Here is a 25,440-nt window from a genome sequence, read left to right as displayed (position 1 = left end):
AATGGATAAAAGAATAATAGATACACTTAAGAAAATTGAATTTTTAGCTGATGATTTATCTGACCAAGATTTTACCTATATTTCTAAGAATACCTATGAAATAATAGCTGATAATAGGTCTTATTTGCTAAAGCTATATGATAATTCACCAAGAAGCGATAGTGAATCTATAAATAAATTTGAGAAATTTTCAAAAGCTATTAAACAAGGGTTTTTGAAAGAAGTAAATCAATACTACCAAATTTATGATATTAACAATTCCATTTCATTAGAAGAATACTTAAAAAAATCTAATGAAAAGGATCAATATGACATGGGATTTAAGTTTGGTAAATTTTTAAAAGAATTTCATAGCCTACCAGCAAGTGTAGATATTGACTGGTATAAACTATGTAAGACAAAAGCCAACTATCTTTTTTATATGCATGGCTTAAGCGATACTATTGGAGATAATGATTATATATTGGTTGATTATATTAGCCATAATAGGCACCTAACTAAGTCTGTTAAAACAAGCTATTTACTTGGTGGTATAAGCTTTGATGACATTATCATAGATGACAAATTTAATATCCTAGCCTTGGACTTTAAGGAAGTTGGTGATCCTATATTTGATTTTACAAATATAAACAGAATTGCTATAAAAAATTCGGAATTTTCTAGAGGAGTTATAAACGCGTATTTTGATGGTAAAAAAGCACCGATCAAATTTTTTAGACTTCTTGCCCTTTACCAAGCTTATTTAATATTGGAAAATATGGTAAATGCTAGATCATCAAAGCCTTGTTTATTTAGCAAGGAAGAGGAAAAATTATTACTTTTAATGTATGATAATTATAATCAAGAAATTCCTCAGTGGATATGAGAGAGTCTTTGGCTCTCTTTTTTATTTTAATTTACGAAATTAAAATTTTATGATAAGCTTTTACTATAAGATAGTGGAGGTAGTGGATGAAAAAGAATATATCGATTTTTGTAGGATCTTTACTCCTAGGTGCAGGCCTATATTTTTTCTTGTTAGTCCATGATATTTCAGCTGGTGGAGTATCTGGTCTATCACTTGTATTTTCAAACCTGTTTAATGTTGACCTAGGCATAATAAACTTTATATTAAATGCCCTTGTATTGGTTTTGGGTGGCATATTTGTAAGCGTAGATTTTGCAAAAAAATCTCTTCTATCTGCTGTAACTGTATCAATAGAGATAATTTTATTTGAAAGATTTCTACCTGATTTTAGCCTTTCTAGTGATGCGCTATTAAACACTTTGTGTGGACCTATAGTTCTTGCGACTGGTCTTGGACTTATTTTTTACAATGGCGGCTCATCAGGTGGAACAGATGTTATAGCAACTATTATTAATAAATATACAAGTGTTCCTATACATATTTCTTTGTTCTTCGCCGATTTTACAGTAGTAGTATTATCAGCATTTGTAATAGGCATAGAAAAATCCATGTATGCTACACTTGCCATTATTATCCAATCCATTGCTCTAGATAATGCTATACAAGGTCTTGGAAGGAAGATTGCTGTATATGTTATTAGCGATAAGTATGAAGAAATCAATGAAATACTTATTAAAAAGCACAATAGAGGAGTGACTCTACTCCATGCCGAAGGTGGTTATACAGGTAGAGAAAAGAAGCTTATCCTAACAGTTTCTACCTTTAGAAGATATCCACTCATCAAAGAAGATATATTAAAGGTTGATGATAGGGCCTTCATATTCACAAATACTATATCTGAAGTGCTTGGTGAAGGATTTACCTTAAAACAATTGAATTAGGAGTTTGTTATTAAAGAATATAAGATTAAACGATTTACAAAAAATAAGGCATATTTACAAACGAAATTTGGAGATGCCGCAATAGATAAAGAAGAAGTAAGAGACCTACATCAAGGGGAAAAAGTTGAAGCTTATTTATATAGAGACTACGATAATATAATAAGAGCGACTAGAGATTTTCCCTATGAAGTAGATAAGATTTATGATTTGAAAGCTGTAAAAGTTGATAAGAAGGGAGTCTACTTTGAAATAGAAGGAGGAAACCATGTTTTTATGCCTTTTACAGAAAGAACTTATAGAGTTATCATGCATATGACTTATCCTGTTGCTTTCAAGTTAGATAGTAATGGTTTTATTTATCTAACTAGCAAAATCCGTGATTTACTTACAACTGACCACGAATTTCAAGAAAATGATGAAGTTACTGGTAGAATTTATTCTATAAATAAGGCAATCGGTGCTTTTGTTGCGATAGATAATAAGTACGATTCCTTGCTTAGAATGGATGAATTAAGAGGAGTTCACGTTGAAGGCGAACTAATCGAAGCCAGGGTAAAAGAAGTCAAAGATGATGGGAAGATTGAACTTTCCCTAAGACAAAGAGCCTATCTAGAAATTAATAACGACAGTGATATGATTTTGGATTATTTAATAGACCACGATGGTGTAGTTCATCTATCAGATAAGTCTAGCCCAGATAAGATCAATGTTATATTTGGAATAAGCAAATCATCTTTTAAAAGAGCTATAGGCAGACTTTATAAAAATAACGATATTAAGATATATGATAACAGAATTGAACTAGTAAAGAGGAACTGATGATCGAAAATAAATTATTGGCAGAAGTAAATGGTAAAAAAATATACGAAGATGATGTATTTCATCTTTTAGCTGGCATAGAAGATAAGCAAAGATTTAATTCCAAAGAAGGATTTAATATATTGACTGATGAACTTGTTAACCAAGAACTTATACTTCAAAACGCCAAAGAAAATAATTTTGACCAAGAAGACGAATTTAGGCAAAGACTCGAAGAAGTCAAAAATGATATGCTAAAAAACTATGCTATGCATAAGATTTTTAATGAAGTGACTATAAATGACGATGAAGTCCTTGATTATTACAATAAAAACAAGGATACCTTATTTAGTCCGACAACCTATACCGCATCTCATATTTTAGTAGAAGATGAAAATAAAGCTAATAAAATACTAGAAGAGATAGAAAATGGTCTAGACTTTGCAGAGGCAGCAAAAAAATATTCCCTAGACCCATCAAAGGATAACGGTGGATCCTTAGGAACATTTCCAAAAGGAGTTATGGTCCCTGAATTCCAAGAGGGACTTGATAAACTATCAATAGGAGAAGTATCTAAACCAGTCAAATCTCAATTTGGCTACCATCTTATAAAACTTGATGATAAAAAAGTAAATGAACAAAACTTTGAAGACATTAAAGACAATGTTAGATCTACCTATGAAATGATAAAAAGACAGGAAAAATATTTAGAACTAGTAAATGATCTTTATAAAAAATCTGAGGTCAAAAAATACTATTAGGCAAAAGTTATGGATTATGCAAATACGATAAGTAATCTTCAAGAAAATTTAAGACAATTTGAATCGATAGATGCTTTAACCAGTGAAAAATCATATATAGAAGAATTTATTATTCATTCATCAAAATACGATATATCATACTTCGATGATTCCATCTATATCAAAAAAGCAGATAATCCAAAAGCTGTATTACACTTAAATATTGATTCAAATATAAAAAATTCAAAAATATCACTAAGCGAAGATGGTCTTTATCTGTATTCTAGCAATGATTTAAACTATATAAATTCTTTGTTAGCAATTAATGAACTTTTAGAAAAATCTTCTAATGATTTTGATGTTTTGATTACCAACAATAATTTTCAAAATGAGAATAGAGACTATAAGGCCTTATATTTTCTACTAAGAAATAAGAATATAATCAATCTTAATCTTAGACAATCAAGGTGTCTTGCAAATGAATTTTCTGCTTTGATTTTGTCAAAAATAAATATTCCAGTGGAAAGATTTTATCCTGACTATGACTATAAGATATTTAGAATTAGCCTTTCAAATCTGATAGGTGGTCATAGCGGATCTGACCTTGATAAGGTTAGGATAAATTCTATAAAATCTTTAGTAACTTTTATAAGAAAAATTAAGGCAAAGGTAGACCTTGATATTATAAACCTTCAAGCAGGGGATAGGTACGACAGGATACCTAGCTTTGGCCATATAGATTTTATAATCAAATCTGACTATGAAAGTGCTCTAAAGGATATTTTCAACCTAGTGAAAAATGAATATATGGAAAAAAACTTAAAACATGAGCCAAATATGGATTTTTCTATAGAAGAAATCAATTTAAGCGACTATAATCCTATAACTCAAGTATCATTTGAACACTTGGCTTCCTTTGTAGAGCTTGTTCCATCTGGCGCCTATGCTGTTGATAATTTGAACAATGAACTTATATCATCTATCAACTTGTCCATTTCAAGAACTAGTGAAGAATTTTTCAATTTCATCATAGTTTATAGGTCTTTAACTAGTGAATCAATGAAAGAAATGTTAAAGACAACCAAAATGGCTGCAAAGATAAGCTCGGCTAATATAAAAAGTGGTTTAATAATACCGAGGTGGAAAAACAGTAAAGATAACTTAACTGAAGTATTTAAACAAGCTTTCAATGATTTGACTGGAGAAGAACTTGATGTGGTAAAAACACAATATTCACTAGATTCAAGTATAATTTTTAACAATTTAGATGTTAACTTGATTTCATTAGGGGTAGAATATAAACAAGGGGAGTACGGCAAATATTTTTCTCCACTAGAAGATATAGCAGATATTGTAAAATTAGTGGACACTGCCCTAACCCATTTAGCAAAACTATAAGGAGTAGCTTATGACAGAAAAATTAGAATTGCACGGTCATGAAGTAGAATTTTTAAAAAACGAAGGCAAGGCTATCATTGAAATCGATTTAGGTGAAGCTAGCGATGAGTGTTATCTACTGGATATATTTTCAGTTGATGGAACAGATTATGTAGCTTTGATTTCTAGTGAAAGTTATGAAATTTATTTATTCTACTATGAGGATTCTTTCGAAGAAGATGAAATCGACCTAAGATTAATAGATGATGAAGAAGAATTAGAAGAAGTTTTCCATTTATTCACCCACTATTGGGATGATGAAGCTATAGATCAAGTAGTGGAAGACTATAATTCAGATTTAGAAGTTGAACTAGAGGAAATAGAAGATTTAGAAGAGGAAGATGTAGAAGATATTGATGAATAATCCATATTATTCTATCAGCCAGTACTACAAAGACACCTATGGTGAAAAGGTCTATAAACTTCCTGTAAAGCTATCATTGACCTGTCCAAATAGAGACGGGGCCAAATGTTATGGTGGATGTATATTTTGCGGTGAAACTGGTGGTTCTTTTGAAAATTTGCCATCATACTTAAGTGTAGATGCCCAGCTTAGCCAAAATAAAGACTACATTGGCAAAAGATACAAGGCAAATAAGTTTATTGCTTATTTTCAAAACTTTACCAATACTTATATGTCTTTAGATGAATTTAAGGAAATAATAAGAGCTTGTGAGAAAGACTATATAGTTGGTGTATCAATATCAACCAGGTCTGATTCTATTACAGAGGATAAGCTTATATTTCTAAAAAATTGGAGCAAAGAGTTTGATAAGGATATTATCTTTGAGCTAGGCTTGCAAACTGCAAATTATAAGACCCTGGATATACTAAATAGGGGTGAAACATTAGCTGACTTTATCGAGGCTTGTAATCTTATTAATAAATACGGTTTTCGTATTTGTACTCATGTTATCTTATCCCTACCCTGGGATGATATAAGAGATGTCAGAGAAACAGCTAGGATAATCAATGCTTTAAATGTTAAGGAAATAAAAATACATTCGCTATTTGTTATAAAGGGTACAAAATTATATGAAATGTACCAAAATAACGAATTTATAATGCCTACAAAGGAAGAATATATAGAAAATGTTATCGAGTTTCTAAGAATCATAAATTCTGATGTTGCGGTTCAAAGGCTAGTAGGAAGAGCTCCAGAAGAAGAAACAGCCTTTTGTAATTGGGACACATCATGGTGGTTGATTAGGGATGAGATAATAGAAAAAATGAATAGAAACGGATTTGTCCAAGGGGACAAGTCTCAAAAAGTAGTGTTTAATAAAATTAAGGGGGATATGTAAATGCTTTATTACGTAATTGGAGAAGAAGGAACAGGAAAGACACAATATCTAGTTGATGAGGCTAACAAAGAAAAAGAAAACAATATAAACAATATAGTTTTCATAACAACAGATAAGGATAGAACTAGAATATCTGATCACAAAGTTAGAGTCATCAACGCAAGAAGTTACAATATCAACTGCCATTGTGCACTAAAAGGATTCATTGCAGGAATCTTGGCTCGTGACTATGATATTGGAAAAGTATATGTAGATGGAATTTACGATATTATAGATTTTGATAAAGAAAAACTTGAAAAACTTACAGACAGTTTAAGTGAACTATCAGAATATGCAAAAGCAGATATCTACCTTAGTCTAGACTGGTCAAAAGAAGATATTCCTGAGTCAGATAAAGCTACAATAATTGAACTTAATCAATAATATTAGCAAATGACCGTCTCTAATGAGGCGGTTTTTTATTATTATGAATGAGAAAGAAAAGCTAAAGTCATTTGAGACATTTAGAAAGGAAAGCATAGATTTATTAGAAGAATCAAAACTCGATAAAGAGTCTTTCTTAAACACAAACTTAAATTACATAAATAAACTAGATTTGAAACCTTTTTCAACAATTACTTCTATAAGCCAAGCCTTGTACAATTACCAATACTACAATCTTTTGGCAAAAAAAGTAAATATAGAGGCAAACAAAATAAGTCATTTGGACAAAAAGAAGAAGAATTATATTAGGTTAATAAATCAAAGAGAAAACTATTATTATCTCAAAGATATAGCTACAATGAGATTATTAGAAATGATTAATTATGAAAATGTTGAAAGCTATTTTATTGACTTAAAATCTAGGAGACTAAGAGGTGTAATTTTTGAGATAAATATAAAATCTATAGATAAGGTTATACTACATTCTAAATCCAAAGTTTTACTTAAAAAACTTAGAGAAAACCATGTCTTTGATGAGTCTTTAAGACCATCACTTATTGATTCTTATGTGAATAAATCTTACTAGTATGATTGAAATAATATTAAACAAAAACCAAGGCAACCAAAGGTTCGATCGTTTTTTAAGGAAATACTTTGAAAATGCTCCATTATCTGTAATACAAAAAAATATCAGAAAGAAGAACTTTAAAATAAATGATAAGAGGGCCAAAGCAGATGATTACGTCTACGAAAACGATAATATAAAGATGTATATATCTGATGAAAACTATAATAAATGGCTTACTAAGACTGATTTTAAGGCAAGTGATTTTAATCTAGATATAGTTTATGAAGATAAGAACATTATAATTATGGATAAGGAGCCTGGATTATTGACTCATTCTTCTACAAAGGAAGATTATGGTCATAATTTGGTAGATTATATGTTGTCATATTTGTATAAGACAAATCAAGTTGACAAGACTGACAGGACCTTTAATCCAGCAGTAGTAAATAGGCTTGATAGAAATACAGCAGGGCTTATCATTGGTGCAAAAAATGCAAATGCTTTAAGAAGTCTAAATAAAGCCATTAGAGAAAATAAAATTTCAAAATATTATCTAACCATAGTAAAAGGCGAAATCAAAGAAGCTTTTACCATTGATACAAGAATATCAAAAAATGAAAGTAAAAATAAGATTAAATCAGCCAAAGATGGGTCGAGGATTATAACAAATTTTAGACCAATAGAATCTAATCATAAGTATACATTGCTAGAGTGTGAGCTTATAACAGGTAAAACCCATCAGATTAGATATTCTCTAAAGAAGAATGGAACTCCAATTATAGGTGATAGGAAATATGGGGACAGGAAGACTAATGAACTTGTAAGCGAGAAATTTGATGTAAATAATCAAGTTTTACTAGCTTATAAGGTTAGATTCGACCAAGTAGACAATCTAGACTATCTTAAAGGTAAAACTTTCAAGTCAAAAAGAATCGATGATATAGAAAAATTGAAGAGTGCACTATTTAAAATGTAGGAGAATTTAATGGATAAAGTAATAGGAATAGACTTAGGTGGTACAAAAATTAATGCATGTCTAATTGACAAAGACGGCAATATCGTTGAGAGAAACAGTATAGAAACAGAAGCAAAAAAAGGTAGAGATGCCGTTTTATCAAATATTAGAAAGGCAATATACGGTCTTGATTTTAAACAAGCCAAGGCTATTGGTATAGGAACTCCTGGTTTTATAGATTCAGAAAATGGAATCGTAACATTTGCAGGAAACATAGACGGCTGGACTGGACTTAACTTAAAAGAAGCAGTAGAAGCATTTGTAGATATACCAGTATTTGTAGAAAATGATGCAAATATTGCCTTAGTTGCAGAAAAGTGGATTGGAGCAGCCCAAAATGCCAAAGATATAGTAATGATAACACTTGGTACAGGTCTAGGTGGTGCAGTATATAACGAAAAAGGTGGACTATTATCAGGTTCCCACTTCCAAGGAGCAGAGCTTGGACATATGATATTATATCCAGGCGGAGATTATTGTACATGTGGCCAACATGGATGTGCAGAAGCATACTGTGCAGGAACAGCTCTAGGAAAAACTTACAAAAAACTTACTGGAAAAGATTTGACTGGTGAAGAAATATTATCTAGAGTTAATGAAGATCCAAAGGCTATGGAAGTTCTTGAAACTTATCAGACTAACTTAGCTTATTATTTGACAAGTCTAAGAAATATCTTTGATCCAGAGGTCATAGTAATTGGTGGTGGAGTTATCAACTCCAAAGAAGTTTGGTGGGATGGAATGATTGAAAAATTCAATGATTATTGTAACAACACCCTAAATATAAGTGTTATACCAGCTAAATTCTTAAATGATGCAGGAGTAATAGGTGCTGGGAAAATTGCCTTTGAAAGGATGAGCAATGGAAAATAATAAGGTTTTAATCCTTGATGATGAAAGTTCAATAAGACAATTTATGAAGATAAATTTGGAGTATCAAGGATACCAAACTTGTGAGGCTGCAACAGGAGAAGAAGCTATAAAGGTTTTTGAGGAGGAAAATCCAGCTGTAGCTATACTTGATGTAATGCTTCCAGGAATATCAGGTTATGAAGTTTGCCAGGCTATAAGGGAAAAATCTCCAAAGGTTGGTATAATCATGGTTTCTGCCAAGAGTCAAGATATAGATAAAATTTTAGGCCTTGAAAGAGGAGCAGATGATTATATCATCAAACCATTTAATCCACAGGAGTTAATACTCAGGGTTAGATCTTTGATGAGAAGGGTCAACTTAACAGAAGTAGTCGAGGATAAAAAAGAACGAAACTCTATTTCTGATGGACCTTTTACCCTAGATATATATGCAAAAACTTTCTATAAGAATGACAAAGAAATAGATGTGACACCAACAGAGTTTGCTATCCTTAAGAACTTCATAGAATCCAAAGGCAAGGCTATGACTCGTGATGAGATTATGGCTCAAACTTGGGGTGAGAATTATAGCAATGATACAAAAATAGTTGATGTAAACATAAGAAGAATAAGATCAAAAATAGAAGAAGACCCAGCAAAACCTCAATATATAGAAACCGTCTGGGGAACAGGTTATAGATGGAAATAAAAAATAATTATAATATAAATATTAATAATTCATACAGGTCAACAATTATTAGATTTATAATGTTTTTTGTACTTACTGTTGTAATTGGCTTTGAAATATTTGCCTACAATAGTATCCAAAATTACTACAAGCAAAACCTTATAGGCTCAATGCTAAACCAGGCAAAGATTAATCAACTTATATTTGACAATTACACAAATAAGTATGACTTGTCAGATATTATAATTGGAGACAAAAACGCCTTTTACAGAGGAAATGTAAGCCAAGTTCAAATACTAGACAATTCTGGCATAGTTTTGTTTGATTCTCAAGCATCTGATGAAGTAGGATCCCAGTTAATGAAAGCTGATGTCCTTTCCTCAAAAGAGGGTAAACAGGGTATTTATAAGTCCTACAATGAGAAAACTAAAGAAGAAGTACTATCTATTAGCTATCCCTTAATGGTAAATGATCAACAAGCTGGAATTCTAAGACTAACTTCATCATTAAACAAGGTAAAGAAAAAAGTTAAAGCTGATATGTTTTTTTATTTTTTATTTGGAATTTTTGTTCTAATAGGAGCTTACTTCCTATCCCTTGTTGCTTCTAAAAAGTTGGTTGAGCCTATATTAAAGTTAATTGATGTATCAGAAAAGTTAGCAAAGGGTGATTTTGATGCCAAAGCAGAGGTCACAGGCAAAGATGAGCTTTCAAAACTAGGCCGAACCCTTAATTTTATGAGTGAAAATATAGTTAGAAGAGAGGATATGAAAAATGAATTTATATCTTCAGTATCTCATGAACTTAGAACACCGCTTACATCCATTAAAGGTTGGGCTATTACTCTTCAATCAAAAGAGATTCAAAGCGATAGAGATATGCTCAATCAAGGGCTAAGCATAATCGAAAGTGAAGGTGATAGACTTTCTATGATGGTGGAAGATCTCCTAGACTTCTCAAGACTTCAATCAAGCAAATTTAAATATGATAAGAATAATATAGATATAGTAGAACTTGTAAAAGAAGTTCACACCCAGCTAAGTCCTAGAGCCAATAATGAGGGTATAAATTTTACTTTCACCACAGTTTATAAAACACTTATGGTATATGCAGATAAAAATAGAATGAAAGAAGTCTTTATAAACATTATCGACAATGCAATCAAATTTACCGACAAGGATGGCAATATTGATATATTAATTGAAGTTAATAAAGATAAAATATCTATAAGTATTACTGATGATGGTGAAGGAATAAAAGAAGACGAAATAGCATATGTCGCTAGTAAGTTTTATAAAGGCTCTTCTTCCAAATCCCAAACCGGTCTTGGTCTTTCTATATGTGAAGAGATTATTAAGGCACATGATGGTAATATGATTATTAAAAGCAAGTATGGATCTGGTACATCAGTTATTGTAGAAATTCCGAGGTTAAATGATGAAAAAGACAATTAAAATATTTTGTTTATTCGTTATTGGAATAATTATATCGGCCTGCAATAAGAATTCACCAGAAGAGCTAAATGATTTGATAGTAACACCTGAACTTACGTCGCCAATTCTTGAAGGAACATGGCAAGTTACCAAAGTCGAAGAAATTACTGGTGTAAGTAATACTAAGCCTCCAGAAATTGGAGATAGGCTTTATATCAACAAAGACCTTGTTGCTATAAACAAGGAATATGCTTATCCACCATCCTTTAGCTCAAAATATGTAAACCTTAATAAGTACCTAGAAAACAAGGGGTATTCATTTGATAATATTGATATAAATGAAAATGTCGTAGTGGTAAATGCATCAGAGGGGCAGTTCTTTTCAAGGGATTTTGTTAAAAGAAGTGATGAAGAAATATTTTATATAGCTGATAATAATTTAGTTTACCTATCCAAGGTTTCTGATGATGTAAGCGATGATATAATAATTTCTTACGAAGAAATTGCCAAAGATGATAGAGACCATGAAAGTCACGATTCAGCCACCAAGGAGGATACATCTTTACTCCTTGGAGTAAGGGAAAGAACAGATCTATCAAACAAGCAAGTGGAGTACAACTACTATACTTATCTAATCAAGATACCAAAAGATAAAGACATCAAATATCTTAAAGCCAATGATATATTTTTGCGTGGTCAAGATGAATTTTGGAAAGTTAGAAGCAAGAAAAGTACTCTAAGTGGTCTATATGATAATATCGAGGCCTTTCCAGTCAGGCTAGAAGAAAAGATGGATGATCAGACTAATCTAGATAGGTATTCTTTTAAAGACTTTGATATGAACATAAGACTAAGCTTTGTCGACAAAAATTATATATCATTTTCTTACCAAAGACAGCTATTTGACAATACAATCACCAAATATGGCTTTGTGGCTACAAATGAATTGGAAGATAATAGACTAATTACTATAGATGAGTTTACTGGTGATAAGGATGCCTATGAGCAATTTGAATATATGGTAGTAAATGAAGCTACCAACCTTGACTCTAAGATAGAGCCATCTGATATTAAAATTGATAGTACAAACTTTGGTTTGGTAAGAGATTCGGGATCTTGGGTTAGCCAAACATCTATATATACTGAAAATAGCTTGCTAAAAGCAGCTACCCAGATTCCAATGAGAAATTATGTAGAAGAAGATACACAAAACAATACTAATATTACCAGGGACCAAGTAAGAAACATAAACAATCAATTTATAGATTATCATATATTAAACAATGGTAATTATATAGTAATTCAAAGTGCAGATGAGATATTAATCCATAAGATTGATAATGGAAATATAGAAAAGGAACCACTTTTCTCTATACCAACACCAAATTCAACCGCATTTATTTCAATAGATCAACAAAGTGGACAAAATGCCGATACCTTAAATCAAGCATTTGTAAACAACAACAAAATTATAGAAAGTAATTAAATTCATTGAAAGAGATAAGCTAAAATGTTATTATAAAAGGAGCAAATATGACCCTATTATTCGCAACGGGAAACATAGATAAATTAAAACAAGTAGAACTAATGATTGATAATTTGAAGTCACCAAAAGACTTTGATTTAAATGATATAGATGTAGTGGAAGATGGGAAAAGTCTAAAAGAAAACGCGTATAAAAAAGCAAAAACTTATTTTGATTTAGCTAAGGTACCGACTATATCTGACGACACAGGACTATTTGTAGAAGCCTTGGATAATAGACCTGGCATATATGCTCATAGGTATGCAGGAGAAAATGCGACCTATAAGGATAATAGGGATAAACTACTATCAGAACTTAAAGATAAAGACAATAGAGATGCATATTTTAAGACCCTTGTTTGCTATATTGATGAAAATGGAAAAGATTATTACTTTGAGGGCATACTTGAAGGTACAATAACTAAGGAAGAAATTGGTCAATTTGAATTTGGCTACGATCAGATATTCTTACCAAAGGGGTCTGATAGAACCTTAGGTCAGATGACAGAAAAAGAGATTAACCAAATATCTCATAGATCCAAAGCTATTGAAAGCTTTGTCAAATTTTATAAAGAGCACATATGAAAGTTTTAGTTACATCGGACACCCACGGAAACTATGGGCTAATTAGCGATTATATTTTGGAGAATGGATATATTGATCTTTTAATACATGCCGGAGATGGAGTTGAAGATGTTGAAAACATCCACTATGAAACCGACATATCCTATTATGTAGTAAAGGGAAATAATGATTTTTTCTCAAATGAATCTTATGATAAAATAATTGATATAGAAAATCAGAGGATTTTTTTAAGTCATGGTCACAGGTATGGTGTTGATTATACTTATGATAAGCTTATAGAAAAAGCAAAAGAAAATAAGTGTAACATTATAATCCATGGCCATACCCATGTTTATGTAAACAAGTATATAGATCATATACTGATACTAAATCCAGGAACAATTTTTTTGCCAAGAGATAATAATCCTGGATTCTTGATAATGAATATAGAAGATGACAATATAGATATAAAAAGAATAAGTGTATAAAGGAGAGTCAATGTCAGGCATAATCAATTTAATAAGTCAACACTCATCAAAACTAAATATTTTACCAATAATAGTAGTGATGAATATAATAATTACAATCCTTATACATTTCTTAAATAAGAAAAAAATCATCAAGTATATACCATCCCTGTGCTTGGGAGTGGCTGCTTTAATTATACTTCTTAGCGGCTTAAGACAGTTTACTTCTGCAAGGGGTTTAGATTTATCATGGATAGCTGTATTTTTGGGGACAGCAGCCCTTGTAGGACTTTTTACATGCTTTATAATTGATTTAATAGTTTCCATCAGAAAGCAAACATCTGAAATGGAATTATCAAATCAAAAAGATGAAAAATCAGCCAAAGAAGATAAGCCAATTAGAACTAATAAATCTCATAAGACTAGAGTTGCTAAGAAAAAAAGACCAAAAGTTAAAGGCAAAGAGCAAGAAATCAAGTATGTTACAAAAAAGATAAATACAAAAAATAATGTAAAAGCTAAAAGAATAGATAATTCCTCAAAAAGTAAAAAACAAACTTTTGAGGCTAAAGATAAATAAGAGGAGCTATTGTGAAGAGAGATAAGGCTGCATTTTTTGATATTGATGGAACTTTGTTTAGAAATAGTTTGTTGATAGAACATTTTTTGTTATTAACAGCTGATGGTATTATTCCAGAATCTGCTTGGAGCCAAGAAATAGGTCCACTTTTTGAAAAATATCAAAATAGGCTAGGAGCCTATGAAGATTACCTTGATAAGGCAAGCTTGGTCTACCAACAAAAATTAGTTGGCATAGATAAAGATACCATCAACAAATATTCCGATATAGTTATAGAAAAGAATAAAAACAAAGTATACATGACAACAAAAAAGGCAGTAGACTTTCACAAAAATAATGGTTATAAAATTTTCTTTATATCTGGATCGCCAGAATTTCTTGTAAACCAATTTGCCCATATCTATGGGGCAGACGAATCTATAGCAACCAAATATGAATTTGATGCTGATGATAAGTTTACAGGCAAGGTTAGACCAATGTGGGATGGCCGTAGCAAGCTTGGTGCTGTGATGGATCTAACCAAAAGATATAATTTGGATTTGGATAGTTCTTATGCTTATGGAGATACTAATGGTGATATAACAATGTTTCAGCTAGTTGGCAATCCCCATGCCATTAATCCATCTTACGAACTTATTGATAAACTTTTTATGGATGAAGATTTAAAAGCAAAGACAGTTATAGATATAGAAAGAAAAGATGTTAACTATAGTTTTCATCTTTCTGATTTGAATGTAATCTTCAAAAAGTTTTAAATTTTATAATGAATAAAATTTTATTTTAAAAATCTTATAGGCTAAATCAATAGTATTATATGCAAAAATTAGATTTAAACGTATATTATTACTAATAATTTAGCTTTATTTATTTTAGCTATAAATATATCTAAATAAATATAAGCTCATCTATGATAAAATAGTATAACGAGGTAAAAAAATGATGAAGGCACAGTTTAGTGAACAATATCCTATAATTGAAAAACTTGAATACAATTTTTTGATAAATGAAGATGTATATTCATTAAACACTCTTATGTCTTTATTATATGATAAAAATTTCGTAAAATTTTCCAAAAATGATTACTATGTTAAAGACTATGTTATGAAAAATCTCAAAAAATACTTTTGGGATCTATCAAACATCGATCAAATCATAGACTATCTTGAAGCTTCTATCACGGCTGATATTAATAGATATGAATATCTTATATCCATCAAGGCTCAATACAGGGCCTTTAGAGATAAAAAGATGGTAGACAATTTGGAATATGAACTTATCGAATGTTTTGGTGTATCCTATATGATGCGCAATTTCTCCTACTATTCTAGCAAAAATGATCCAAAAGTTAGAGAAATTGGAGAAAACTTTAAGGACAATATCTACACTGACAAAAGACTAGTTTCAAATCTAAAGGCCAATATGGGTAAATTTTGCGATTTGAAAATTAGATCTAGTATATTAAACATAGACCAAAGCACTCACAAGCAGCTAAGGTTTGATACAAGTAATTTTATATATACTGAAGATATTACCTTAAATCAGACGAGAAAGATTTACGATAAGTCCCTTTCATATTTGTATAAATCAATAGTAGACGTTTATGCAGAGTATTATTTTAGGGGACTTATTAGAGAAGTATTAGAAAGATATCAATAGAGCTTATATAAGCTCTTTTTTACTTATTAGAATTATGAAAATATTAGGTATAGATCCAGGGATTGCAATCATGGGTTATGGCGTGGTTGAATTTGATGGAAATAAGGTTAAAGTAATAGAAAATGGTGTAGTTACAACATCTAGCAAAACAAAAACTCCAGAAAGGCTTAGTATTTTGTATAACAATTTAAATGAAATTATACTAGAGCATAAGCCAGATGAGTTTGCAATTGAAGAATTATTCTTCAACCAAAATGTAAAGACTGCCATAACAGTTGGTCATGCTAGAGGTATACAAATATTATGTGCCCAGGAAAATAGTCTTCCTATTTTTGAGTACACACCGCTGCAAATCAAACAAGCCATAACGGGCTATGGAAGGGCCAGCAAAATGCAAATGCAAAAGACAGTAACTACTCTCTTAAATTTGAAAGAAATACCAAAGCCAGACGATGCAGCAGATGCCCTATCTGTTGCTCTTTGTCATGCTTTAAGCCAGAGATTTAAAGAAAACTTTAGGATGAACTGATGATAGCATATATAATTGGAGATGTGAGAAGTATAAGCGAAGAAGATTTTGTATTAGAAAATAATCAAATGGGTTATCTTATCAAATCTTCCTTATCAACACTTGCACTACTAGAATTAAATAACGAATATAAGATATATACGTCATTACAAGTAAGAGAAGATGATATGAGTTTGTATGGTTTTTATTCCAAGGAAGAACTAGAAATGTTTTTACTATTAACATCAGTTTCTTCAATAGGACCGAAAAATGCTATTGGTATTCTCTCATCTATGGGAGTAAATGATATAAAATTAGCTATTGTAAATAGTGATATAGATAAGCTTACCATAGCCAAAGGTATTGGTAAGAAAACAGCCAGTAGGATAATTCTAGAGCTTATGGATAAGGTTAAAAAGATGCCTATTGAAGATAATACAAGTCCATCAAAAGTAATAACTTACACTAATGAAGACTTTGATGTAGCTAAAGAAGCTTTAGTAAACCTAGGATATGCGCAAAATGACATCAATAATGTCTTGTTAGAACTTAAGGATATGGATTTATCATTGGAAGAACTTGTAAAAGAGAGTCTAAAAAGACTTATATAGGGGAATTTAATGTACGATGAAAACGAAAGAATAGTTGGATCAAACGAGCTAAAGGAAGATCTAACTAACGAAAACTCTATCAGACCAAAATGGCTAAGTGAATACATAGGTCAAGATAAAGCCAAGGAAAAACTAGAAATTTTCATAGAGTCGTCCTTATCAAGGAAGGAACCACTTGACCACGTTCTTTTGCAAGGACCACCAGGTTTGGGAAAAACTACACTTTCAACCATTATAGCTAATGAATTAGGTGTAAATATAAGGGTAACAAGTGGACCAGCTATAGAAAGGCCATCAGATCTTGCAAGTATACTTACCAACCTATCCTATGGTGATGTCTTATTCATAGATGAAATTCATAGGATCAATAGGTCTGTTGAAGAAATCTTATATTCCGCTATGGAAGATTTTGTACTAGATATTATTGTAGGCAAGGGTCCAAATGCCCAATCTATTAGGATTGACTTGGAAAAATTTACACTAATAGGAGCGACTACTAGATCTGGTATGCTTTCTGCACCACTTAGAGATAGATTTGGGGTAATGCTCTCATTAAATCTTTACACAGCTGAAGATCTAACAACAATTATTAAAAGATCGGCAAATATTTTAGATATAGAAATTGATGATGAAGGTGCTTATGAGATTGCAAAAAGATCTAGGGGTACGCCTAGAATTGCAAATAGATTATTAAAAAGAGTAAGAGACTACGCTATTGTAAAAAAAGATCACATAATTGACCATGAAACTAGCATGGAGGGTCTTAAACTACTAGAAATTGATGAAATGGGACTAGATCCTATGGATAAAAAGATAGTTCTTATCATGTATAGCAATTTTAATGGTGGTCCCGTTGGTATAGATACAATAGCAGCCTCAACAGGCATAGAAAATGTTACAATAGAAGATGTTTACGAACCATATTTGCTTCAAATTGGATTTTTAACTAGGACTCCAAGAGGAAGAGTCTTAACTAGAAAAGCTTATGAACATTATGGACTAAGATACGAGGAATAGATGAAAACAGACGATTTTGATTACTACTTACCAGAAGAATTAATAGCCCAACACCCAGCAGAAAAAAGAGACCACGCAAGACTTCTGGTTTTAGATAGAGAAACTGGAGAAGTTAGTGATAAGTACTTCTATGATATTATTGATTATTTAAATCCTGGAGACGTTCTAGTAATGAATGATACTAGGGTTATACCTGCTAGGCTTTTTGGCCATAGAGAGGACAAAGAAGAGTCTATAGAGGTGTTTTTACTCCGTAATACAGAGGGTAAAACTTGGGAATGCCTGGTTCGTCCTGGTAAGAAAATGAAGATTGGTACAAAAATTATATTTTCAGAAGATTTATCTGGTCAGGTCAAAGATATAAAAGAAGACGGTAATAGGATTATTGAGTTCTCTTACGAAGGAATTTTTAATGAAATTCTGGATAAACTTGGAAATGTTCCTTTGCCTCCATACATTAAAGAGGAGTTAAAAGAACCAGAAGAATATCAAACAGTATATTCAAAAAATCCAGGATCTGTAGCAGCCCCAACAGCTGGCCTTCACTTTACAAAAGATTTATTAAAACAGATTGAAGAAAAGGGCATCAAGCTTGCCTATCTTACACTAGATGTAGGGCTTGGAACTTTTAGACCAGTAAGTGTAGAAGATGTAAGTGAACACAAAATGCACAGCGAGTTTTACACTTTATCCAAAGAAACTGCAGATATTATAAATGAGGCACGCGAATCTGGACATAGGGTTATAGCAACTGGTACAACAAGTATTAGAACCCTAGAATCAGTTTATAAAAAATGTGGCAAGATTACTGAGGATTCTGGCTGGACAGATATATTTATCTACCCAGGATTTGAATATAAGGTGGTAGATGCCTTTATTACTAATTTCCACTTGCCAAAATCAACCCTAGTTATGCTAGTAGCAGCATTTACATCAAGAGAAATGATTTTAGATACCTATAAATACGCTGTCGATAACAAATACAGATTCTTTAGCTTTGGCGATGCGATGTTTATTCACTAAGGAGTAATATGGCTTTAAAATATGAATTAATAAAAAAAGACAAGTATTCCAATGCAAGGGTAGGAGTAATCCACACTGAACATGGAGACATACCTACTCCAATCTTTATGCCAGTAGGGACTCTTGGCACTGTAAAGACAATGACTGTGGAAGAATTAAAGGAAATGGATGCAAAAATCATCCTTGGCAATACCTATCACCTTTACCTAAAACCTGGCATGGAAATTATGAGACAAGCAGGTGGCCTACATAAGTTTATGAACTGGGATAGGCCAATACTTACAGATTCTGGTGGATTTCAAGTTTTCTCACTATCTGACATGAGAAAGATAAATGAAAATGGAGTGGAATTTAGGAGTCATATTGATGGGTCTAAACATTTTTTTACCCCAGAAAAATCTATAGAAATACAAAATGACATTCATTCTGACATTATGATGAGTTTTGATGAATGTGTAGATGCAAGGGCAGACTATGACTATGTTAAACAATCTATGGAGCGAACCATAAGATGGGCCAAGAGAGGCTTAGATTATCATAAAGAACATTCTCACAAAGATCAATCTCTTTTTGGTATTGTTCAAGGCGGTATGTTCAAAGATTTAAGGGAAAAGTCTGTTATCGAAACTACAGCAATGGATTTTGATGGATTTTCAATTGGTGGCCTATCAGTAGGTGAAACAAAGGAAGAAATGATAGATATTCTAAACTTTACTACACCACTTTTACCAGAAGATAAGCCAAGATACAATATGGGGGTTGGGACTCCAGATTATCTATTCGAATCCTATCAAGCGGGTATTGATATGGCCGATTGTGTACTTCCAACAAGAATGGCAAGACATGGCACGGCCCTAACTTCAGAAGGTAGATTAGTTGTAAAAAACGCATCTTTCAAGGATGACTTCACTCCTCTCGACCATGAATGTGATTGCTATACTTGCAAAAATTATAGCAGGGCTTATCTAAGACATTTGGTAAATGTAAATGAAATTCTTGGAGCAAGATTACTAAGTTATCACAACCTGTATTTCTTATTAAAACTTTGCGAAAATATTAGACAAGCTATAATGGAAGATAAGTTTTTGGAATACAAAGAAGAGTTTTACAAAAAATATGGATACCTATGAGATTAGAATACTTAATACTTGCCATCCTTGCATTGGGATTTTATGAAACAAGTATAAAATCTGAAATTAAAAAAAAGAAAAATAGAGAATTTATAGAAAATAATCTAGAAATAGGTTCAAAAGTAACTACAGATAAAGGTATAGTTGGAGAAGTTGTCAAAATAGATGGTGAAGATGTGATTTTAATTACAGGCTCAGTTGACAATCATTCATATATTAGGCTTCTAAAAAAAGAAATATCAAATATTATAAGCTAAGGCCATTATGGCCTTATTTCTTTATATATCTAAGCAAAAAGGTATAGTTTTTATAGTACGGAAGGGTGATGCAATGGCAAATTGGTTTATCTATAACAAAAAATCAAATTATTTAGAAAATTTAAAAAATAAGGATATTACAAAACTACAAGCCTTAATTTTAGCTAATAGAGATATTACGAACAAAGAGACAGTGGAAATGTTTGTAAATCCTGATTTAGGAAAATTGCACGACCCGTTTTTACTTGCAGATATGGATAAGGCTGTAAGTCTTATTATAGAAACTATGCAAAATGGTGGAGAAATTCGTATATTTGGAGACTACGATCAAGATGGAATTGCATCTGTAATGACCTTGCTTGATGGATTTTTATATTTTTATGATAATTTGTCCTACGATATTCCACACAGGGTTGAAGACGGCTATGGTATGAGCGATGGAATGGTCGAAAAAGCAATAACAGATGGCGTTTCATTAATAATTACTTGTGATAATGGTATAACAGGTTTTGATCAGGTTGATAGTCTTAAAAAAGCAGATATTAACGTTATAGTCACCGATCACCATGAGATAGAAACATCTACAGATGGAGAGTGGCAAGCTCAGAAACTACCAGAGGCCGATGCTGTTATCAACCCCAAAAGAATTGATAGCTCATACCCCTTTAAAGATTTGTGTGGTGCAGGTGTTTGTTTCAAATTAATTCAGGCCTTGTATCAAAAAATTGGTGGTGACTTTGAATATTTGGCAAGCCTACTAGAATATGTTGCAATGGGAACTGTCTGTGATATTGTTTCTCTGACTGATGAAAATCGTATTTTTGTCATAGAAGGGTTAAAGAGATTAAATTACACAGAAAAAATTGGGATAAAGGCTATTTTGGATGAAATGAATTGGCATAAACCCATTGATGAATATACACTTGGCTTTATCATAGGGCCAACTATGAATGCAACAGGAAGACTTGCTTCAGCTAAACTTGCAATAGAATTATTGATGGAAGAAGATATAGACAGGATATATGAAATAGCAAAAGAATTAGTTTCATTAAATGTCGAAAGAAAAAATCTTACTGAAGAAGGCCTTGATAAATGTATTGAGATTATAGAAAAAAATAACTATCAAGATAATGACGTAATTGTAGTCTATGAACCATCCATTAATGAATCCATATGTGGAATAGTTGCAGGTAGGATTAAGGAAAAATATTATAGGCCTACCATTGTATTAACAAATTCACTTAAAGAAAATATTGCAAAAGGTTCAGGCAGGTCAATAGAAAGTTTTGATATCCACGAAGCTTGCTATAAGTATAAGGATAATTTAGAGTCTTTTGGAGGTCACAAGATGGCTTGTGGATTATCGGTTGAAGTTTCTAAAATTGATGATTTTAGAAAATTTCTAAATGAAAATTCAAAAATGACCAAAAAAGATAAGGAGAAAGTTATTAATATTGATACTGCAATTTCTATTGATAAGCTTTCATTAGAATTTGCAGAATCTTTAAATAATTTAAAACCCTTTGGCAAAGATTTTGAGAAACCTATATTTGCCGACAAGGCTGTTATTATTGAAAGTATTGCCATGATTGGTAAAAATAAAAATACCTTGAAATTATCCTTAAGGAAAAATGATATTATAGTAAATGCTATTAAGTTTAATGCTATAGATACAGCAAATTACTTAGTTAATAAATTTGGAAAGAATATTACTGGCAACAAGATTGATATAGTTTACTACCCTGATATTAATGAATTTAGGGGCAACAGAACTCTACAACTTAGACTGGTTGATATTAGGTGAGCTGATATGACAACTGATTTTGATAAAGAATATGAAATTTTTGAAAAATTAATACTAGAAAATAATCCCAATGCTGATATAGCTTTGATAAAAAAAGCCTATTATTTTGGTGAAGTAAATCATAGGGGACAAAAGAGAAATTCTGGTGAAGATTATTTTATCCATCCAATTGCCGTAGCTAAGACTATTTCTAATATGAAACTTGATGACCAGACTATATGCGCTGGGCTAATGCACGATGTCTTAGAAGATACTCCTATAACCTATGATCAGATGAAAGAAGAATTTGGTGAAGAGATTACTTTCTTAGTAGAAGGTGTTACCAAACTTAAAAATCTAAATTATTCATCAAGGGAAGAAAAACAAGCTGAAAACATTAGGAAAATGGTAATGGCCATGAGTAATGATGTTAGGGTTGTACTTATAAAACTAGCAGATAGACTTCACAATATGAGAACTTTGGAATACAAGACTCGTGAAAAACAAATCCAAACTGCTACAGAGACCATTGAAATATATGTCCCACTTGCTCACAGGCTTGGTATTTATTCTATCAAATGGGAATTGGAAGATTTATGTTTCAGATACCAAGAACCAGAGAAATACTATGAACTTGCAGAGATGGTAGCAAGTAAGAGAAGAGAGAGGGAAGCCTACATAAATGAAATAATCGAAACTCTTACTGATAGTCTCAAAGATAGTAAGATTAATTATGAAATATCTGGTAGACCAAAATCTCTTTACTCCATTTATAAAAAAATGAATCGAAATAACATAGTTTTTGAGGAGATTTACGACCTTACCGCAGTAAGAGTTTTAGTTGATACAATTGCTGAATGTTATGAGGTCTTAGGAAAAGTCCATTCTTTGTGGAGACCTATTCCAAATAGGATAAAGGATTATATTGGACAACCTAAACCAAATGGTTATAGGTCATTGCATACAACAGTTTTCGGTGAAGATTCCAAACCTTTTGAAGTCCAAATTAGAACCCGTCAAATGCATAAAGAATGTGAATATGGGGTTGCTGCTCACTGGAGATATAAGGAAAATAACAAAAAAGAAACCGAGTTTGACTCTGCCATGGAATTTCTAAGAAGAATCATGGAATGGCAGAGAGATGGCGCCGCAGATATAGACAGCCAACAGTTTATGGAAACTCTCAAAACAGACTTTTTCTCTAGGGAAATTTATGTTTATTCGCCAGCTGGAGAAATATATTCCCTACCTTTAGGATCTTGTACCATAGACTTTGCCTATAAGGTTCATACAGAAGTTGGGAATAAATGTATTGGTGCTAAGGTAAATGGTTCCATTGTACCAGTAGCTCATAAGCTTAAAACCGGTGATGTTGTTGAGATCTTAACATCTAAAAACTCAGCTGGACCAAGTAGAGACTGGCTAAATATTGTTAAAAGTTCCCAAGCCAAAAGCAAAATCAAACAATTCTTCAAAAGAAATGATAAAGAAGAAAACATTGAAACTGGCAGAAACCAAATAATAAGAGATATCAAAAAGAATAGAAGTGGATATAAGTCATTATTAAAAGATGAGTGGATAGATGAAATCTCAAGTGAATTAGGTTTTCCTGGCGAAGATGAAATGTATGCAGCAGTTGGTTATGGTAGAATTACTAGTGAACAGGTAATTCAAAAACTTATTAAAAAGGAAAAAGAAAGTGAAAAGAAAGAAACTGATTTAAACGAATCCTTAAATATTAACAAAGGGGCAAATCCTAGCAAAACATTTAAGGGTGAAGTTAAAGTTTCTGACTTAGAAGATGATATTGAAGTCAAGTTTGCAAAATGTTGTACTCCAGTTCCTGGGGATCCAATCATTGGTTTTATAACTATGGGAAATGGCATATCTGTCCATACAAAATCTTGTCCAAACATTATAAATAACCGTCATCCAGAAAGATTGATTGATGTGTATTGGCAAAATGATGAAACAGATAAGTTCCCAGTAAAAATCCAACTTATATCAAATAATTCTCCTTCAGTGATTTTTGATGTAAGTAAGATTTTGTCAGCATTAAATGTCAATATTGTTGGCATGAATGCTAGAGTAAATGACAATAACGAAGGAGTTATTGACTTGTCTGTAGAAGTAAATAGCATTGACCAACTTGATGATGTAATGAGTAAACTAAAGTCGATTTCGGCTTTGTACAGTGTATACAGGGTGAATAATTAATGAGAGCAGTAATTCAAAAAGTTAAAAATTCAAATGTGACAGTTGATAATGAATTAATAGGAGAGATTAAAGAAGGATATTTAGTACTTCTAGCAGTAAAAGATACTGATACTAAAGAAGACTTAGCCTATATTAAGAGAAAAATTGAAAACTTAAGAGTATTTGAAGATGAAGAAGGTAAGATGAATCTTTCTATCAAAGATGTTGGTGGAGAAATTTTGCTGGTTTCCCAATTTACACTTTATGGAGATGTGAGAAAGGGTAACAGACCTAGCTTTACACAATCTGCAGGACCTGACAAGGCTAATCAATACTATCAGCTTCTAAAAGATGAGCTAATAGCTGATGGTTTTAAGGTAGAGACAGGAAAATTCCAAGCGCATATGGAAGTTTCTCTAATTAACGATGGCCCTGTAACAATACTACTTGATAGTGAGAGGACATTTTAGATGGAGATTAGAAGATTTATCTTAGGGCCTGTCATGACAAACTTATATGTTGTTAGTGAAAATGGTCACGGATTTATTGTAGATGCTGTTGATCAAAGCAAGGAAGTTTGTGATTATATATCAGAAAATAACATTAAAATAGATTTTATTTTACAAACTCATACCCACTTTGACCATGTCTTGGGATTAGATTTCTATAAGAATAAGTATAATGCGAAAGTCTATGCGGCTAGTGAAGCTAAAGAGATTGCAAATGATAAGATGTACAATCTAGGCTTTGATTATCCAAATCTTCATGTGCCAATAGATTATTATTTGGAAGATGGTGAGATAATAAAAGACTTTGAAATAAAAGTTTTAAAAACACCAGGCCACTCTTTAGATTCAACTAGCTATAAATTAGGTAACGTTCTTTTTTCTGGGGATACCTTATTTAATATGTCTATAGGTAGGACTGATTTTCCAGGAGGAGATTATCAAACAATAATAGAATCTATAAAAAATAAATATAGTAATCTAGACAAAAATACAATTGTATATTCAGGACATGGAAACGAAACTACACTAGAATTTGAATTTATGAATAATCCGTTTTTAATATAAGGAGT

29 protein-coding genes and 1 pseudogene are annotated in these 25,440 nt (G+C 31.7%); all 30 read left to right on the top strand.

The genetic code is table 11. From position 1 onward, the window contains the following. The first annotated feature begins 1 nt into the window (after nt 1). The 30 genes and pseudogenes from QNH69_RS06665 to QNH69_RS06520 all read left to right on the top strand — a co-directional run bounded on the left by QNH69_RS06665 (nt 2) and on the right by QNH69_RS06520 (nt 25,435). The gene (locus QNH69_RS06665; RefSeq protein WP_282929722.1) at nt 2-865 is read left to right on the top strand and encodes a hypothetical protein; all 864 of its coding nucleotides are present in this window, start codon (nt 2-4) and stop codon (nt 863-865) included. Nucleotides 866-951: 86 nt separating this feature from the next. Beyond that, on the top strand, nt 952-1,788 hold the full coding sequence (locus QNH69_RS06660; protein WP_282929721.1) for a YitT family protein: 837 nt from the start codon (nt 952-954) through the stop codon (nt 1,786-1,788). A gap of 9 nt (nt 1,789-1,797) precedes the next feature. Next, a pseudogene (locus QNH69_RS06655) lies at nt 1,798-1,950 on the top strand (S1-like domain-containing RNA-binding protein); the annotation flags it as partial. Between the two features lie 111 nt (nt 1,951-2,061). Next, the gene (locus QNH69_RS06650) at nt 2,062-2,607 is read left to right on the top strand and encodes an RNA-binding protein (RefSeq protein ID WP_282929720.1); all 546 of its coding nucleotides are present in this window, start codon (nt 2,062-2,064) and stop codon (nt 2,605-2,607) included. Beyond that, entirely contained in the window at nt 2,607-3,347 is a 741-nt protein-coding gene (locus tag QNH69_RS06645) for a peptidylprolyl isomerase (protein WP_282929719.1), read from the top strand. The genes QNH69_RS06650 and QNH69_RS06645 overlap by 1 nt, the downstream gene beginning before the upstream one ends. 9 nt (nt 3,348-3,356) lie before the next feature. After that, nucleotides 3,357-4,724, top strand: coding sequence for a hypothetical protein (locus QNH69_RS06640; protein WP_282929718.1), 1,368 nt, complete (start codon nt 3,357-3,359; stop codon nt 4,722-4,724). A gap of 10 nt (nt 4,725-4,734) precedes the next feature. Next, nucleotides 4,735-5,127: a DUF1292 domain-containing protein gene (locus tag QNH69_RS06635; protein WP_282929717.1), complete on the top strand. Its 393-nt coding sequence runs from the start codon at nt 4,735-4,737 to the stop codon at nt 5,125-5,127. After that, on the top strand, nt 5,120-6,067 hold the full coding sequence (locus tag QNH69_RS06630; protein WP_282929716.1) for a TIGR01212 family radical SAM protein: 948 nt from the start codon (nt 5,120-5,122) through the stop codon (nt 6,065-6,067). Before QNH69_RS06635 ends, QNH69_RS06630 begins: the two co-directional genes overlap by 8 nt. Next, entirely contained in the window at nt 6,068-6,490 is a 423-nt protein-coding gene (locus tag QNH69_RS06625; protein WP_044566262.1) for a hypothetical protein, read from the top strand. Between the two features lie 43 nt (nt 6,491-6,533). After that, complete coding sequence (locus tag QNH69_RS06620) at nt 6,534-7,076, top strand: DUF6648 family protein (RefSeq protein WP_326544528.1); 543 nt, start codon at nt 6,534-6,536, stop codon at nt 7,074-7,076. A gap of 1 nt (nt 7,077) precedes the next feature. Beyond that, the gene (locus QNH69_RS06615; protein ID WP_282929715.1) at nt 7,078-8,034 is read left to right on the top strand and encodes an RluA family pseudouridine synthase; all 957 of its coding nucleotides are present in this window, start codon (nt 7,078-7,080) and stop codon (nt 8,032-8,034) included. A gap of 9 nt (nt 8,035-8,043) precedes the next feature. Continuing rightward, nucleotides 8,044-8,946 (top strand): ROK family protein, encoded by a 903-nt coding sequence (locus QNH69_RS06610; RefSeq protein ID WP_282929714.1) that lies wholly within the window; start codon nt 8,044-8,046, stop codon nt 8,944-8,946. Continuing rightward, a complete protein-coding gene (locus QNH69_RS06605; RefSeq protein ID WP_044566259.1) occupies nt 8,936-9,634 on the top strand; it encodes a response regulator transcription factor in 699 nt (232 codons plus the stop codon). The genes QNH69_RS06610 and QNH69_RS06605 overlap by 11 nt, the downstream gene beginning before the upstream one ends. Beyond that, nucleotides 9,625-11,067 carry a HAMP domain-containing sensor histidine kinase gene (locus QNH69_RS06600; protein WP_282929713.1) on the top strand — a complete coding sequence of 481 codons (1,443 nt, stop codon included), beginning with the start codon at nt 9,625-9,627 and terminating at the stop codon, nt 11,065-11,067. The genes QNH69_RS06605 and QNH69_RS06600 overlap by 10 nt, the downstream gene beginning before the upstream one ends. Further along, complete coding sequence (locus QNH69_RS06595; RefSeq protein WP_282929712.1) at nt 11,051-12,532, top strand: hypothetical protein; 1,482 nt, start codon at nt 11,051-11,053, stop codon at nt 12,530-12,532. The genes QNH69_RS06600 and QNH69_RS06595 overlap by 17 nt, the downstream gene beginning before the upstream one ends. Nucleotides 12,533-12,579: 47 nt before the next feature. Then, on the top strand, nt 12,580-13,155 hold the full coding sequence (gene rdgB / locus QNH69_RS06590; protein WP_282929711.1) for an RdgB/HAM1 family non-canonical purine NTP pyrophosphatase: 576 nt from the start codon (nt 12,580-12,582) through the stop codon (nt 13,153-13,155). Then, on the top strand, nt 13,152-13,622 hold the full coding sequence (locus QNH69_RS06585) for a YfcE family phosphodiesterase (protein WP_282929710.1): 471 nt from the start codon (nt 13,152-13,154) through the stop codon (nt 13,620-13,622). The genes rdgB and QNH69_RS06585 overlap by 4 nt, the downstream gene beginning before the upstream one ends. 10 nt (nt 13,623-13,632) lie before the next feature. Continuing rightward, nucleotides 13,633-14,181, top strand: a complete 549-nt coding sequence (locus QNH69_RS06580; RefSeq protein WP_282929709.1) for a hypothetical protein — start codon at nt 13,633-13,635, stop codon at nt 14,179-14,181. 11 nt (nt 14,182-14,192) lie between these two features. Then, entirely contained in the window at nt 14,193-14,936 is a 744-nt protein-coding gene (locus tag QNH69_RS06575; RefSeq protein WP_282929708.1) for an HAD-IB family hydrolase, read from the top strand. 181 nt (nt 14,937-15,117) lie between these two features. Continuing rightward, entirely contained in the window at nt 15,118-15,837 is a 720-nt protein-coding gene (locus QNH69_RS06570; protein ID WP_230197739.1) for a hypothetical protein, read from the top strand. 34 nt (nt 15,838-15,871) lie between these two features. Beyond that, on the top strand, nt 15,872-16,366 hold the full coding sequence (ruvC, locus tag QNH69_RS06565) for a crossover junction endodeoxyribonuclease RuvC (RefSeq protein WP_044566255.1): 495 nt from the start codon (nt 15,872-15,874) through the stop codon (nt 16,364-16,366). Continuing rightward, nucleotides 16,366-16,956: a Holliday junction branch migration protein RuvA gene (gene ruvA / locus QNH69_RS06560; protein WP_282929707.1), complete on the top strand. Its 591-nt coding sequence runs from the start codon at nt 16,366-16,368 to the stop codon at nt 16,954-16,956. Before ruvC ends, ruvA begins: the two co-directional genes overlap by 1 nt. Nucleotides 16,957-16,965: 9 nt before the next feature. Continuing rightward, nucleotides 16,966-17,973 carry a Holliday junction branch migration DNA helicase RuvB gene (gene ruvB / locus QNH69_RS06555; protein WP_044566253.1) on the top strand — a complete coding sequence of 336 codons (1,008 nt, stop codon included), beginning with the start codon at nt 16,966-16,968 and terminating at the stop codon, nt 17,971-17,973. Then, nucleotides 17,974-18,996 (top strand): tRNA preQ1(34) S-adenosylmethionine ribosyltransferase-isomerase QueA, encoded by a 1,023-nt coding sequence (gene queA, locus QNH69_RS06550; protein ID WP_282929706.1) that lies wholly within the window; start codon nt 17,974-17,976, stop codon nt 18,994-18,996. It abuts the gene before it with no gap. An 8-nt stretch (nt 18,997-19,004) separates the two neighbouring features. After that, nucleotides 19,005-20,126 (top strand): tRNA guanosine(34) transglycosylase Tgt, encoded by a 1,122-nt coding sequence (gene tgt / locus QNH69_RS06545; protein ID WP_282929705.1) that lies wholly within the window; start codon nt 19,005-19,007, stop codon nt 20,124-20,126. Next, entirely contained in the window at nt 20,123-20,383 is a 261-nt protein-coding gene (locus tag QNH69_RS06540) for a preprotein translocase subunit YajC (RefSeq protein WP_282929704.1), read from the top strand. Before tgt ends, QNH69_RS06540 begins: the two co-directional genes overlap by 4 nt. A gap of 73 nt (nt 20,384-20,456) precedes the next feature. Then, on the top strand, nt 20,457-22,187 hold the full coding sequence (gene recJ, locus QNH69_RS06535; RefSeq protein ID WP_282929703.1) for a single-stranded-DNA-specific exonuclease RecJ: 1,731 nt from the start codon (nt 20,457-20,459) through the stop codon (nt 22,185-22,187). A gap of 6 nt (nt 22,188-22,193) precedes the next feature. Further along, complete coding sequence (locus tag QNH69_RS06530) at nt 22,194-24,383, top strand: bifunctional (p)ppGpp synthetase/guanosine-3',5'-bis(diphosphate) 3'-pyrophosphohydrolase (RefSeq protein WP_282929702.1); 2,190 nt, start codon at nt 22,194-22,196, stop codon at nt 24,381-24,383. Further along, nucleotides 24,383-24,832, top strand: coding sequence for a D-aminoacyl-tRNA deacylase (dtd, locus tag QNH69_RS06525; protein ID WP_282929701.1), 450 nt, complete (start codon nt 24,383-24,385; stop codon nt 24,830-24,832). Before QNH69_RS06530 ends, dtd begins: the two co-directional genes overlap by 1 nt. Then, the gene (locus QNH69_RS06520; RefSeq protein ID WP_282929700.1) at nt 24,833-25,435 is read left to right on the top strand and encodes an MBL fold metallo-hydrolase; all 603 of its coding nucleotides are present in this window, start codon (nt 24,833-24,835) and stop codon (nt 25,433-25,435) included. It begins immediately after the preceding gene. Nucleotides 25,436-25,440 lie beyond the last annotated feature (5 nt).

Origin of the sequence: Anaerococcus sp. Marseille-Q7828 (genome assembly GCF_949769285.1) — a bacterium.
Classification (GTDB): domain Bacteria; phylum Bacillota; class Clostridia; order Tissierellales; family Peptoniphilaceae; genus Anaerococcus.
This window is presented reverse-complemented; position numbering and strand designations above follow the sequence as displayed.

Coding starts and splice junctions, on each gene's coding strand:
- QNH69_RS06635 (WP_282929717.1), top strand. CDS start 4,735: ATGACAGAAAAATTAGAATTGCACGGTCATGAAGTAGAATTTTTAAAA.
- QNH69_RS06585 (WP_282929710.1), top strand. CDS start 13,152: ATGAAAGTTTTAGTTACATCGGACACCCACGGAAACTATGGGCTAATT.
- ruvA (WP_282929707.1), top strand. CDS start 16,366: ATGATAGCATATATAATTGGAGATGTGAGAAGTATAAGCGAAGAAGAT.
- QNH69_RS06650 (WP_282929720.1), top strand. CDS start 2,062: ATGCCTTTTACAGAAAGAACTTATAGAGTTATCATGCATATGACTTAT.
- QNH69_RS06665 (WP_282929722.1), top strand. CDS start 2: ATGGATAAAAGAATAATAGATACACTTAAGAAAATTGAATTTTTAGCT.
- QNH69_RS06540 (WP_282929704.1), top strand. CDS start 20,123: ATGAGATTAGAATACTTAATACTTGCCATCCTTGCATTGGGATTTTAT.
- QNH69_RS06605 (WP_044566259.1), top strand. CDS start 8,936: ATGGAAAATAATAAGGTTTTAATCCTTGATGATGAAAGTTCAATAAGA.
- QNH69_RS06615 (WP_282929715.1), top strand. CDS start 7,078: ATGATTGAAATAATATTAAACAAAAACCAAGGCAACCAAAGGTTCGAT.
- QNH69_RS06580 (WP_282929709.1), top strand. CDS start 13,633: ATGTCAGGCATAATCAATTTAATAAGTCAACACTCATCAAAACTAAAT.
- QNH69_RS06620 (WP_326544528.1), top strand. CDS start 6,534: ATGAATGAGAAAGAAAAGCTAAAGTCATTTGAGACATTTAGAAAGGAA.
- QNH69_RS06630 (WP_282929716.1), top strand. CDS start 5,120: ATGAATAATCCATATTATTCTATCAGCCAGTACTACAAAGACACCTAT.
- QNH69_RS06640 (WP_282929718.1), top strand. CDS start 3,357: ATGGATTATGCAAATACGATAAGTAATCTTCAAGAAAATTTAAGACAA.
- QNH69_RS06530 (WP_282929702.1), top strand. CDS start 22,194: ATGACAACTGATTTTGATAAAGAATATGAAATTTTTGAAAAATTAATA.
- ruvB (WP_044566253.1), top strand. CDS start 16,966: ATGTACGATGAAAACGAAAGAATAGTTGGATCAAACGAGCTAAAGGAA.
- queA (WP_282929706.1), top strand. CDS start 17,974: ATGAAAACAGACGATTTTGATTACTACTTACCAGAAGAATTAATAGCC.
- QNH69_RS06600 (WP_282929713.1), top strand. CDS start 9,625: ATGGAAATAAAAAATAATTATAATATAAATATTAATAATTCATACAGG.
- rdgB (WP_282929711.1), top strand. CDS start 12,580: ATGACCCTATTATTCGCAACGGGAAACATAGATAAATTAAAACAAGTA.
- ruvC (WP_044566255.1), top strand. CDS start 15,872: ATGAAAATATTAGGTATAGATCCAGGGATTGCAATCATGGGTTATGGC.
- dtd (WP_282929701.1), top strand. CDS start 24,383: ATGAGAGCAGTAATTCAAAAAGTTAAAAATTCAAATGTGACAGTTGAT.
- QNH69_RS06520 (WP_282929700.1), top strand. CDS start 24,833: ATGGAGATTAGAAGATTTATCTTAGGGCCTGTCATGACAAACTTATAT.
- QNH69_RS06570 (WP_230197739.1), top strand. CDS start 15,118: ATGATGAAGGCACAGTTTAGTGAACAATATCCTATAATTGAAAAACTT.
- QNH69_RS06625 (WP_044566262.1), top strand. CDS start 6,068: ATGCTTTATTACGTAATTGGAGAAGAAGGAACAGGAAAGACACAATAT.
- QNH69_RS06595 (WP_282929712.1), top strand. CDS start 11,051: ATGAAAAAGACAATTAAAATATTTTGTTTATTCGTTATTGGAATAATT.
- tgt (WP_282929705.1), top strand. CDS start 19,005: ATGGCTTTAAAATATGAATTAATAAAAAAAGACAAGTATTCCAATGCA.
- recJ (WP_282929703.1), top strand. CDS start 20,457: ATGGCAAATTGGTTTATCTATAACAAAAAATCAAATTATTTAGAAAAT.
- QNH69_RS06645 (WP_282929719.1), top strand. CDS start 2,607: ATGATCGAAAATAAATTATTGGCAGAAGTAAATGGTAAAAAAATATAC.
- QNH69_RS06610 (WP_282929714.1), top strand. CDS start 8,044: ATGGATAAAGTAATAGGAATAGACTTAGGTGGTACAAAAATTAATGCA.
- QNH69_RS06660 (WP_282929721.1), top strand. CDS start 952: ATGAAAAAGAATATATCGATTTTTGTAGGATCTTTACTCCTAGGTGCA.